This is a genomic window from Streptomyces sp. NPDC057963, from assembly GCF_042887155.1.
Lineage (GTDB): Bacteria > Actinomycetota > Actinomycetes > Streptomycetales > Streptomycetaceae > Streptomyces.
Genome location: NZ_JBHVPX010000002.1, coordinates 81,384 through 93,415, shown reverse-complemented (window position 1 = coordinate 93,415; position 12,032 = coordinate 81,384). Strand labels below are relative to the sequence as shown.

At 69.9% G+C, this 12,032-nt stretch carries 8 protein-coding genes, 1 tRNA gene and 1 CRISPR repeat array; of the genes, 1 reads left to right on the top strand and 8 read right to left on the bottom strand.

Annotation, left to right across the window (positions count from 1 at the left end; translation table 11 throughout):
- Positions 1-142 precede the first annotated feature (142 nt).
- From casB to ACFVT1_RS04120, 4 genes are all read right to left on the bottom strand, one after another.
- A complete protein-coding gene (casB, locus tag ACFVT1_RS04135; protein WP_389792375.1) occupies positions 143-895 on the bottom strand; it encodes a type I-E CRISPR-associated protein Cse2/CasB in 753 nt (250 codons plus the stop codon).
- Positions 892-5,547 (bottom strand): type I-E CRISPR-associated protein Cse1/CasA, encoded by a 4,656-nt coding sequence (gene casA / locus ACFVT1_RS04130; protein ID WP_389793331.1) that lies wholly within the window; start codon positions 5,545-5,547, stop codon positions 892-894. The genes casB and casA overlap by 4 nt, the downstream gene beginning before the upstream one ends.
- 161 nt (positions 5,548-5,708) lie before the next feature.
- Positions 5,709-8,000: a CRISPR direct-repeat array (repeat unit 29 nt; unit sequence GGGACCAACCCCGCATGCGCGGGGACCAC).
- Positions 8,001-8,113: 113 nt separating this feature from the next.
- Complete coding sequence (locus ACFVT1_RS04125) at positions 8,114-8,341, bottom strand: DUF397 domain-containing protein (RefSeq protein WP_389792373.1); 228 nt, start codon at positions 8,339-8,341, stop codon at positions 8,114-8,116.
- Positions 8,338-9,195 carry a helix-turn-helix domain-containing protein gene (locus tag ACFVT1_RS04120; RefSeq protein ID WP_389792371.1) on the bottom strand — a complete coding sequence of 286 codons (858 nt, stop codon included), beginning with the start codon at positions 9,193-9,195 and terminating at the stop codon, positions 8,338-8,340. The genes ACFVT1_RS04125 and ACFVT1_RS04120 overlap by 4 nt, the downstream gene beginning before the upstream one ends.
- Positions 9,196-9,424: 229 nt before the next feature.
- Between ACFVT1_RS04120 and ACFVT1_RS04115 the strand changes: the two genes are divergently transcribed.
- The gene (locus ACFVT1_RS04115; RefSeq protein ID WP_389792368.1) at positions 9,425-9,856 is read left to right on the top strand and encodes an ATP-binding protein; all 432 of its coding nucleotides are present in this window, start codon (positions 9,425-9,427) and stop codon (positions 9,854-9,856) included.
- A 460-nt stretch (positions 9,857-10,316) separates the two neighbouring features.
- Here the strand turns inward: ACFVT1_RS04115 and ACFVT1_RS04110 are convergent.
- From ACFVT1_RS04110 to ACFVT1_RS04095, 4 genes are all read right to left on the bottom strand, one after another.
- A tRNA-Ser gene (locus ACFVT1_RS04110) sits at positions 10,317-10,404 on the bottom strand.
- 45 nt (positions 10,405-10,449) lie between these two features.
- Complete coding sequence (gene tadA / locus ACFVT1_RS04105; RefSeq protein WP_389792366.1) at positions 10,450-10,878, bottom strand: tRNA adenosine(34) deaminase TadA; 429 nt, start codon at positions 10,876-10,878, stop codon at positions 10,450-10,452.
- A 129-nt stretch (positions 10,879-11,007) separates the two neighbouring features.
- Entirely contained in the window at positions 11,008-11,562 is a 555-nt protein-coding gene (locus tag ACFVT1_RS04100; RefSeq protein WP_362201735.1) for a hypothetical protein, read from the bottom strand.
- A 187-nt stretch (positions 11,563-11,749) separates the two neighbouring features.
- Positions 11,750-11,995 (bottom strand): hypothetical protein, encoded by a 246-nt coding sequence (locus ACFVT1_RS04095; protein ID WP_389792364.1) that lies wholly within the window; start codon positions 11,993-11,995, stop codon positions 11,750-11,752.
- Positions 11,996-12,032 lie beyond the last annotated feature (37 nt).

The window sequence follows — 12,032 nt, the reverse complement described above, 5'->3', positions numbered from 1 at the left end:
AATCCTCTGTTCGGTAGGGCAGTTCGTGAAGTAGGAGGCGTCTTGCCGAGGCAGGGCGGGTCGGTCGCCGAGACGCGGTGAGGGAGGTGAGGGCGTCGCCGAGGCGCGGTGAGGGAGGTGAGGGCGGTGACGTCGGGAGCCGTCACTCCCCGGCCGCGTACCCGCCGTACGTTCCCTCCTCGTCCGCACCCAAATTCGGGTCGATCACGTCGTCCCCCTCGGCGCCGGGGGTCTGCCCCTTCTTGGCGCGAGAGGCAGTGGCAGCCAGGTGGAACTCGCGCCCCCACTCGCGCTGCACACCGGCACGCTCGGGCCGGTGCTGCCATCGGTAGAGCTGACCGGCCAGGCGCGCGTAGTCGAGGGGGAGCGGCTCCGGTGCGGTGCGCAGGAGCAGCACGATCTCCCTGAGCCGTACGGCGACCGAGTCGAGCGACTCGGCCGTACCGACGCGGACCAGGCGCTTGCGCAGGGGGGATTCCTCGTCGTCCGTCCCCGGTGAGTCCTTCAGCCGGATCAGCGAGCGGACCGCGCCACCGAGGCTGCGACCCCTGGCATACATGCCTTGGTCACGGCGGGATTGCTGATGCAGTGCCCACAGCGTCGAGGTGAGGAAGACCGCCTCCTCGGCCTTCTCAAGGCGGTCGGAGTCGTGCCTCCCCTCCAGCAGTTCGGCAAGATCCTCCAGAGCGCCGATTCCCCACAGGTCCTTGACCTGGTGCGCCCTCTTTCCCGCACCGCGGCGGAGTCGGGCAAGTTCTGCCACGGCCGCCGGCTGATCTCCGAGATAGCGGGGCTGGAGTTGCGCGATGTATGTACGCGTCGCTTGTTCGACCAGTTTCTGGATCGATGGTTCCTTCGTCTGCTTGCCCAGTTGTTCGCCCGAAGTGGTGGTCATGAGACTCCCCCCGGAGGGTTGTCGTCGGGATACGGGCCGCCGGACGGGCCCGGCTGTTGGTACGGCAGTGGCGGTTCAGGCGCCTTCGGCAGCACCTTGTTCATCCGGGTCCGGAACCACAGATCCGCCCGTGAGCTGTCGATCCAGCGCTTCCCGACCCCAGGCAACTCCACCACCCGGCCTTCCGCTGCCGCCCGGCCCGCGCTGTCGAGAAGCTCTCGGCCGAGGTCGAGAACGATGCGACGGGCGTCGGCCTGCCACGCCGCGCGCGCGGCATCCGGGTCAGCTTCCTTCCCGAGGTCCACCAGCCAGCGTCGGTACGGTCCGTCGAGTGCCCCGAACCCCAGATCACGCACGGTGTTCGTGGCCGGACCGGGCGGCGAACCCGTCGCGCGCGCGAGATTCCCGGCCAGGTGCCCCAGCGCCGACACGGCCCGCTCCGCGTCCGCGACCGCGCCCACCGCCGCCGCGCCGTGCAGCGGGCGGTGCTCGTGGAGCAGAACGACCGGCAGGGTGACCCCGTCGTCGACCACCTCGTCCACCACGGACTGCTGCGTCCCGTACACCGCGCCGACGAGCCGGGTCCGGATCAGCGACTTCTCGGGCAGAACGCCCTCGTTGGAGAGCATGGACAGCCACCGCACCACGCCGGACGGCTTGCTCTCGTCCGTACCCCGGCCCGATGTCCCGGAGTCCGACCCCTGCGCGTACAGCAGACTCGCGAGACCCCGCCAGGCGGCTCGGCTCGGATCGTGCTGACGCGGTAGGTAGACCAGCGGGCGGCCCAGCTTTTTCTCCTGCGCCCGGCTGCGCCGCCAACCGGTCATGGGTTCCGCCTTCCACCGATTGGCGGGCGTGAGCGGATCGCCGTATCCGAGGACGACCCCCGTGACGTCATCGCCCTCGGTGTGCAGGAGCAGCCGCCGGGACTGCCAGGTGTAGAGGTCGCGCGGACCGGCGGGACGGGGTACGGACGGGTCGTCCGCCAGCACCCCGGGGCCAGGAGGCGTCTCGCGGCGCCAGACCGGGAGGTCGGCCTCCCGGTCCGCCACCGAATCAAGAATGTCCTCCTGCGTCGGGACCAGGTTCAGCAACAGCGTCTCGCGCAGCGTGTGCCCTTCGGCCTGGACGCCACCGAGCGCGCCCGCCCATCCGACTCCCTGGGGATAGACCTTCCCGCCCTTGGCCCGGCCGTCGCCCTCCATTCCGGACTTGATGCCGGACGAGTCGTAGGCGTGGGTGTGCACCAGCCACCGGGCCGCCTCGGCAAGGCTCAGCCGGTCCACACCCGGCCGGCGCATCGAGAAGAACGCCTCCCCGTTGGGTACGTCGGCGACGATCCGGTTCAGCGGGGCGACCTCGTGTTTCGCCGTGTGCAATCCGGCGACCTGGAAGAACGGACGCTCGGGGTGGAGCAGGTCGAAGCGCTCACGGTGACGGTCGAGGTAGTCCGCGACGACGGCGAGGGACTTCTCGTCGTGCCACAGCTCCTCCCAGTCCTCCAGCTCGGCCGGGGCACCGGATCTCCCACCCTCCGCCTCGTCGAGAGCGTCGTACAGGACCGCCAGCAGCAGCCGCAGCAGGGCGAACTCCTGGGTGGGCAGATCGCCCACCAGCCGCCGCAGCGTGTGGGCCTGCGCGAAGACGTCCGTCAGCGACAACTCGTCCGTGGTGCCGTCTTCGCGCTGTACGGGCAGCCAGGGCCGGGAGACCAGGTCGAAGGAGGGCGTCATGGGTTCGAGCCTCTTTGCTCCGCGCGTGCCGACGGAACCCACCCGGAGTCCGTCATCGGCGCTGTAGTGGATCTCCAAGCCTGACAGGTGGGTCTGACAACGCTCGTCGAGTACGAGCAGCAACTCACCGGCCAGCCAGGGGCATTCCTTCACCTGCCAGGCCGGAACGACGAATCGCTCCAGCTCGGAGATGGTCCGGTCGATCACGCCCGGATGTGTCAGGGAGCGAGGCAGCGTCAGCGCGCTCGCGGCGACCGCCTCGGCGGCCCGGCGTACCGGAGGTGCGTGCTCCGGGAGGTCCAGTCCGCCGCGTCCGTCGCCGAGCCAGCTCACCGTGGTCAGCCGGCCGTCGTCCCGCCGCTGGACGACGAGTACTTCCAGGGTCTCCTCGCTGTCCCGTACCTGGGCCCGTCCGGTGCGGCTGTCGTCGGCGTCGCCGGCATTGCCGTCCAGCCAGCCGATGACCGCCCGCCCGGCCCGCCGTACCGGAGCGAGCCGGAACGCGTCCGCGCGCTCCCGCTTCTCCGCGAGGTGCTTCAGATACTTCCGCCGGGCGTCGGCCAGCACGGGTGCCCAGTGTTCCGGCCCGGTCGGCCGATCGTCGTAGGCGGCCTGCACCAGCGGGCTGATGTGGTCGGGCAGCACCAGCGGGGCGCCGTCGAGGTGCGGGCCCAGCACGGCGAGCGACCGGAGGAGGGTGTGCGCTCCCTGGTACACGGCGAGCGAGCCGCGTACGGGTACCGGCGGGTCGGTGCCCCAGTCCTCCACCCCCGTCACCAGACAGCGGGCCTTTGCCAGGAGCGGCGGACGCGTACGGGGATGGCGGTGCAGCCGCCCCATGCGCTGGAGCATCAGGTCCACGGGCGCCAGGTCGGTGACCAGGAGGTCGAAGTCGATGTCGAGCGACTGCTCGACGACCTGGCTGGCCACGACGATGTGCGGCCCGGTGGGCCGGTCGCCGCCGGGCCCGAACCGTTCGCGCAGGTCCGTGTCCTTGCGGGCCCGGTCGGCGGCGAGGAACCGGGAATGGGTGACGGTCACGGCCTCCGCGCCGAAGCGCTCCCGCAGATACGCGGCGGCCTCCAGTACCCGGTCGACGGTGTTGCGCACGACCAGGGCGCATCCCCCGTCCCGCAGTTCGCGCTCCAGCCGTCCTGCCAGCGCCGGGAGGTCGTCGTCGAGTCGTTCCACCATCACTTCGGTGCGGCGCCCCGAGGCCGGCTCGGGCCGGGTGGTGCGGGCGGCGCCTCCGGGCGCGACGGCGGTGATCAACGGGTAGGCATCATCCGGGAGATGCAGCGCATCGGCCAGCTCGGCCGTCTCCTCCCCGGCATAGGCGGCGGCCAACTCCCGCCGTCTGACCGCCGGAAGGGTCGCGGAGAGCATCACCACCGGCACCCGGTAGGCGGCCAGCCACTCCAGTACGCGGTCGAGGTACGTATTCATATACGCGTCGTAGGCGTGGACTTCGTCGATCACGACGACCTTGCCCGCGACGGCCAGATGCCGCAGCGCCAGATGCCGGCTCTTGAGCCCCGCGAAGAGCACCTGGTCGATGGTGCCCACCGCGAAGGAGGCGAGCAGAGCCTTCTTGCGTCCGCGCAGCCACTGGTGGGCGTGCAGTTCGGCCGGGTGGGCGGGGTCGGCCGCCCCGGGACTGGACATCTCCTCGCAACCGTCCAGTTCGACGGCGGCGACCGTACGGTTTCCCGCCTTCGTCATCCCGGCCCACGCCTCGTTGAGCGCGGCCTTGGCATGGGCGAGGACGACGGACAGCGGGCCGTCCGAGGGCAGATGCCCCAGCCAGCTCAGCAGCCGGGGGAACATGGCGTCGCCGGTGGCCCGGGTCGGCAACGCGACCAGACAGCCTCCCGCTCCGGTGCGCGCCGCCAGAATCTCCGCCGCCGCGAACGCCGCCTCAGTCTTGCCCTCGCCCATCGGCGCCTCGATGATCAGCAGCCCGGCCACGGGCATGCTCCGCGCCATCCGTACGGCTTCCTCCTGCACGGGCCTGATCCGGGCGCCGCCCGGCAGGTCGAACCGTTCCCGGAACAACTCCTCCGCGCTCTGCTCCGGCGCTTCCGGCCGCCACGGCCCCGGCAGATCCAGCCCCGTCCAGGCGGCATCGAGCCGCCTGGCCTCACCGTCCTTTCCCTCCCTCGGCGACCAGGACGAGGGGTCGTACGGGAACAGCTCGGAGGAGCTGGCGATCCAGTCGGAGACGATCACGATCGCCGTCAGCACCACCTGGACGGGTTGTGGCAGCCGCACGGACTGCCACTCCGCGAACCGTCCCTCGACCCCGGCCCGCCGCGCACACGCGTCCATCAACTCGTACTGCACCGAGCGCCAGACGGCCTCGCTGTCCCCTTGTGTGCGCAACAGCCGGGGATGAAGCCCGAGGTCGTGGATCTGCTGGTGATCCGGAGGCGTCCCGTGGTGCCCACCCGCCACGACGGCGAACTGCCCGGACGCCCGCCCACTCCAGCCGAACCGCTCACCCAGCCACTCCTGGATGAGGAACTGCCCGGCCAGCCCGTGCGGGGCCATGCGGCGGTCTTCGCCGAACTGCTTCTGGTCCGGCATGTCGAGCCCAGCCCTCCGCATCCGGTGGGCGAGCCCGTCCACCTGGCACGCGAACGCGGGTGTCGCCTTGCCGATGTCGTGGACACAGGCCAGGTAGACGGCGAGCCGGCGGGCATCCACCGCACCTTGGGGGAGGGGGGCCGCGACGAGCGCCTTCACGTTCTCGGGCACCCACGCGTCCCAGAGCTTGCCCGCGACGGCGGCGCTGTCGGCCATGTGCCGCCACAACGGGAGCCACTCCTCGGTCGCCCGGTCGTGCTTGCCCCAGGCCGTCCGCGCTGCGGGGGACAACTCGGTGTAAGCCGTGCGGAGTTCCGGGTGATCGTGGCCCATGGAGGCATTCGACAGGAAGGAGTTGGTGGTCATGCGTGATGTTCCGAAATGGTTCTGAAGTGAGCGAACTCGATCACATAATGCCGCCGGGTGATCAAACCGCCAGTGATGGGCAAGGGGGGCGCAGGGATCACGATCGGGCTTTCATGGCTGAGCAGCTTGAGGGCTACCCCGCATGGGCGGGGACCACGCAACCCCGTAGAGGACAATCCGGGAGCAGGAGGGACCACCCCCGCATGCGCGGGGACCACGACGGCACCACGGAGACGCTCGCCGGACTCACGGGACCAACCCCGCATGCGCGGGGACCACACACGCCGCGGTCATGAGGCCCGTACCGGCCTGGGACCAACCCCGCATGCGCGGGGACCACAGGCCGGCCGCACGGGCACAGCGCAGGATCAAGGGACCAACCCCGCATGCGCGGGGACCACTCCCCGAAGGTTTCGTCTGGTCGGTGCGAGCCGGGACCAACCCCGCATGCGCGGGGACCACCGCGCCACGGCCGGCAACGGCAGCGTCAAGAAGGGACCAACCCCGCATGCGCGGGGACCACCCGGGCTGGCCTGTGGCAGCGGCTTCCGTTGCGGGACCAACCCCGCATGCGCGGGGACCACGCCTGCGCCACCGTTCAGTGGGACGTCCCCTCGGGACCAACCCCGCATGCGCGGGGACCACGCTGGCACGTCGCTGCGTCCCACAGCCGCACGGGGACCAACCCCGCATGCGCGGGGACCACCCCGAAGTCTGGGCGGACATGTCCCAGGCCACGGGACCAACCCCGCATGCGCGGGGACCACCCTGCTTGTACTCGGCGTCGACCTTGCGGAGGCGGCCGGGACCAACCCCGCATGCGCGGGGACCACCCCGTGTCTTGGTGGATTGGGGGTCGCCCTCGGGGACCAACCCCGCATGCGCGGGGACCACGTCAGCACCTACGATCCGATGCTGAAGAGTGTGGGGACCAACCCCGCATGCGCGGGGACCACCGGCTTCCGGGACGCTCGACACCAGGCCGGACGGGACCAACCCCGCATGCGCGGGGACCACGGCACCGACAACGACACCGACCTGGAAGGCGAGGGACCAACCCCGCATGCGCGGGGACCACAGCGTTCGTAGCTCGCGCAGCTCGTAGCCCCAGGGACCAACCCCGCATGCGCGGGGACCACACACTGGTCTGGCAACACGGCTGGTCCTGGCTGGGACCAACCCCGCATGCGCGGGGACCACTGCTCCCACGCGTTGGCGAGATCACCGTGACGGGGACCAACCCCGCATGCGCGGGGACCACGGTATGCCCCCCGTTTCCACTTACGCATCGGCGGGACCAACCCCGCATGCGCGGGGACCACATCAGGTTGTCAATGTGCGTGCGAAGCTCACGAGGACCAACCCCGCATGCGCGGGGACCACCTACCACCACACCGTTGCGGATCTGCTGTGGGAGGGACCAACCCCGCATGCGCGGGGACCACATGAGGGTGGTGCCCGGGTCGGTGAGGGTGGGGGGACCAACCCCGCATGCGCGGGGACCACATCAAGAGCTCCCTCGGCTCCCGGGCCACCAAGGGACCAACCCCGCATGCGCGGGGACCACCGGATCTGCTCAGCCTTGCGCCACTGCTTCGGGGGACCAACCCCGCATGCGCGGGGACCACATCGGCGGTGTAGCGGATGCTCTCGGGCTCGGGGGACCAACCCCGCATGCGCGGGGACCACCCGAGCCGATGGTTCGGGATGACCGTGGAGCCGGGACCAACCCCGCATGCGCGGGGACCACTCGTCGGGCCCCGGCGGCCCGCGGAAGCGCAAGGGACCAACCCCGCATGCGCGGGGACCACGAGGGGTTCGTCGTGCAGCTCGCCACCTCCTGGGGACCAACCCCGCATGCGCGGGGACCACATTGCGTCCCACGCCTCTCCGACCTGGACCGGGGGACCAACCCCGCATGCGCGGGGACCACTGGTCCTCTCCGGTGTGCCGGGCGGCGGCGCGGGGACCAACCCCGCATGCGCGGGGACCACCCCCCTAGCACTTTGCCTCACAGTGAGGCATAGGGACCAACCCCGCATGCGCGGGGACCACCACCATCACAACAAGGAGGACACGTACGGGCAGGGACCAACCCCGCATGCGCGGGGACCACTCATTTCTGCCGTCGAGCGAAGGTCTGAGTACGGGACCAACCCCGCATGCGCGGGGACCACAGGTCCTCCGCCTGCTCGCCGCACGCCGCCAGGGGACCAACCCCGCATGCGCGGGGACCACTCAAGAACTCCAGCACTCCCGCCGTTTCCTTGGGGACCAACCCCGCATGCGCGGGGACCACGGCGTAACTCCTCGACGCTCGACCCGTGGCGGGGGACCAACCCCGCATGCGCGGGGACCACGGCACCGGTTGCCGGATCAGCCCGCTCGCCCGGGACCAACCCCGCATGCGCGGGGACCACAGTTGCTGACCTGCTGGTTTATGCAGGGGCAGCTCTGTTTTTACCTACTTCTTGAGATTCGGACATATCGCTCACCCCTGCGCCTTCGTCTCCCTGAGCGAGCAAAAGGTGGCTCACACGAGGCCGGCAGCCACCGCGTCGACCATGGCGGAGAGGGCGTCGTGATCAAAGATCAGGGCTGGCCCGTTCTGGACCTTGCTGTCGCGGATCGCGACGCTTTCGGCGTCGATGATGCCGCACTCCACGCAGTCGGACTGGGCAGCTGACTGCGACGACTTCCACCACGTCACGGGGAGGGTGGAAGAGTCACGAACGGTGCGTGCTGCGGAAGATGTGGTCATATCTGGTCCCTAATCTCAGTGATCAAATCTGCCGAGTCGGCTGCTGACAACGCACTGGCTTTGAGGGTTTCGATGGCGTCTTGGTACGCAGCCACGTTCTCCCTGCCTTCGACGTAGAGAGCCTGTGTCAGCGACTCGATGTGAACCACGTCGAGGCTGGCGTGAGATCCGTAGCCAAGGATGGAGTAGGCGCCGGTCTGACCCACGTGTGGTGGGTGGCTGAGCGGCAGTACCTGGACCGTCACGTTTGGCCAGCGGCCCGCTGCGAGGAGCCGGGTGAGCTGCTCGGACATGATCCGCGGGTCTTCGGTGCGGGTGCGCAGTGCGGCCTCGCCGATGACTGCTCGCAGGGTCAGCGGATCGTGCCGGGTGAGCACAGCTTGGCGGGCCAGGCGCACCTCGACCAGGGCGGTTACGCGGTCCGCAATGGCGTCGCCCATGGCAGTGGCCGAGATTATGTGTCTGGCGTACTCGCCGGTTTGAAGGAGGCCCGGAATCATGACTGGCTGCCAGGTGCTGATCTGCTCCGCTTCGGATTCGAGGCTGATGAGATCTTCGTAAGCAGGGCTGAGAACGCTGCGATACGACTGCCACCACCCGCGGCGGGCGCCCTCGCGCGTGAGCCGGAGCAGGCCGGACCGCGTCTCCTCGTCGGTGATGCCACATGAATCGAGGATGAGCGACACGTCTGCGGCTGTCGCTGCCGTTACGGCCGTCTCGATACGGCTGATCTTCGCCCCGTTGAGCTTGCCCCCGGAGCGGGCCGCTACTTCGTCCTGTTTCAGGCCGAGTGATTCGCGAAGGGCCCGCAGCGTGCGGCCCAGCTGCCGCCTCCGCACTGTGGGTGCGCTCACGAATTCGGGTCCTCTCGCAGTCTGGTCGGGATCAGTCTGCCGCGCCTTGTGGCGCTCTGTCACCTTCGCGCACCCCTTCCTACAGGCATTCTCTTCGTGATGTGCAAATTCTCATTTCACTCGTAAGATGCTTGCACCTCAAATCGTATGGCATGCATTCTGATGTCAGAGTTCCATCGCTGTCGACACGGGATCCAGGCCCGCGTCGGCCATACCTTGAGGGGTTCGTATGGGTTCACACGCGTTACCGTCGGCTCAGCTCTCCCGGGCACCTGCCGTGCCCCCGGAAGCGATCTACCTGTCCAAGCCGGAATCAGTGCGTCCCGCGAGGCGGTACGTCCGGGAGGCGGCCGTTCATCAGGAACCGTCAGTGCCCGAGGACGCGCTCGACACGCTCGAACTGCTCGCCAGTGAGCTGGTGACCAACGCGGTGAGGTACGGGCAGGAGCCCGGCGATTCGCTGAAGGTGACCGTCGACGCGTCGCCTGGGCGGTGTCGGGTCGAGGTGCATGACACTCGCCGAAGGCAGCCGCGGGCCCGGCCGGTCTCGAACGAGCGTGCCCGTGGCCGGGGGCTGCATCTGGTTCAGGCCCTGGCCGCGCAATGGGGCGTCGCGGAACGGCCGTTCGGGAAGGTCGTGTGGGTGGTGGTCATGTGGTGACGGGGGCCGGGCGGTCGCAGGTGGCCGACGACGAGGTGTTGCACCGAGCCGCTCTCGACCACACGGTGCTGTGCGACACATGCAGTCGGGCCGGTCCGTGTTCATACCTGAGGCGGCTGCGGGGGTTCGCACGCATCACGGCCCGGATCCGGTCGGTTGGAGCTGATCCCGCGCTCGGGTGCGTGGGAGGCGGTTCGCCCCGTGCTGGGGATGGGATCAACGGCCCTGGGGAGCATGGCGGATGCGCAACAGCATCTGTGTGCGACGGGGGCGCGTGTGAGTGTCGCCCGAAGGCGCCTCGATAGGGCGGTTGAAACGGGGCGTCCCCGGAGTGGTCAAGACCCCGGGGGCGCCCTCCGCCCACACGGTAGTCGGTGCGTGGTGGGAAGGTGGCCTCACTGTCCCTGTAACGCGCGAACGCCCTCCCGTTCTGCGTTTCCGCAGTTCGGGAGGGCGTCGATGGCGGTAGCGGAGGGATTTGAACCCTCGGTGAGTTTCCCCACACTCGCTTTCGAGGCGAGCTCCTTCGGCCGCTCGGACACGCTACCGAGAGAGAGCTTAGACCATCCCGGGGCGTGGATAGAAATCCAATGTCAGAGCTCGCGGAAGAACGCCGTCAGCCGGTCGGCGCAGATGTTCTCCAGGACGCCGTGGATCACCTCGGGGCGGTGGTTGAGCCGGCGGTCGCGTACGACGTCCCAGAGCGAGCCCGCCGCGCCCGCCTTCTCGTCGCGGGCTCCGTAGACCACCCGGTCCACGCGGGACTGGACCAGCGCGCCCGCGCACATCGTGCAGGGCTCCAGGGTGACCACCAGGGTGCAGCCGGACAGCCGCCACCGGCCGAGCGCCGCTGCGGCCCGGCGGAGGGCGAGGATCTCGGCGTGCGCGGTCGGGTCGCCGGTCGCCTCGCGTTCGTTGTGTCCCGTGGCGAGCAGAGTGCCGTCCGGGCCGAGCACGACGGCGCCGACCGGCACATCGCCGGCCCGCGCCGCCAGGTCGGCCTCGGCCAGGGCGCGGCGCATGTGCGCCCGCCACGGGTCTTTAACGGGGTCGTGCGGATCTCTGGTGGGTTCGCACGGTTCACACGGTCGGCACGGCTGGTGCTGTGCCTGCGGTCCTTGCGGGTGCGGTGGTTCGCTCACCCGCGGACCCTAACGGACGGTCTCCAGGACCTCGGCCGCACCCAGCGCGTCCGCGATCTCCACCAGTGCGTCCGTACGCAGCATCAGCAGCTCCGCCTCGGGGAGCCCGAGGTCGGCCAGGACCCCGGTGTCGCCGAGCGGGCCCGCCGGTACGGCGTCGGCATCAAGTCCGTCGTCGTCATCGTCGTTGTCGTTGTCGGGGGTGGTGTCCGGCTCGCCGTCCTCCGTACCGTCGAGGCCGACGAGCTCTTCGAGAGCGGCAATCGTGTCCTCGGCCCCGGGTTCGCGGCCGAGCAGTTCATCGGTGAGCAGGATCTCCCCGTACGAGGAGCGGGCGGCGGCGGTGGCGTCCGAGATGAAAATACGGGGGTCCTCCTCGCCATCCACTCGGACGACGCCGAACCAGGCGTCCTCCTGCTCGATGAAGACGAGGACCGTGTCCTCGTCCACCGAGGCCTCACGGGCCAGATCCGTCAGGTCGGACAGGGTCTCCACATCGTCGAGTTCCGTGTCGCTCGCTTCCCACCCGTCTTCGGTGCGCGCGAGCAGTGCGGCGAAGTACACCGTGACTCTCCCACTGGTCATAGGGGTGTCGGTCCGGCGGGAGGGCAGTCGGTGGCCCGGCTGTCCTGAGTCCCGCCCATCGGAATCGTGGCAGAAACAAGGCCTTCACGAGAGGAGTTCGGCCGTTGCGTCGGCCATCAGTTCTCCTGGACGCCGCCACCAGGGGGACCCCGGGCCGCCGTCCGACCTACCAGCGGAAGGTTCGCATCCGCATCGCCTGGCGCATTCGGGCCGCCCGCGCCCGGCGCGGCTGGACCCGGTCGCGCAGCGCCTTCGCCTCATGAAGCTCGCGCAGGAACTGGGCGCGCCGTCTGCGGCGCGCCGCCTCGGTCTCCTGCGGGTCCTGCGGGTCCTGCGGGATCTCCGCGTCCTCCGCGTCCTGCGGGGCCGGCGTGTCCGGCCGGTCCCGCTCCCGCTGTTCCCCGTCCGGCATCGGCTCATCACCCCAAGGCTGGGTCCGTATGCCACCA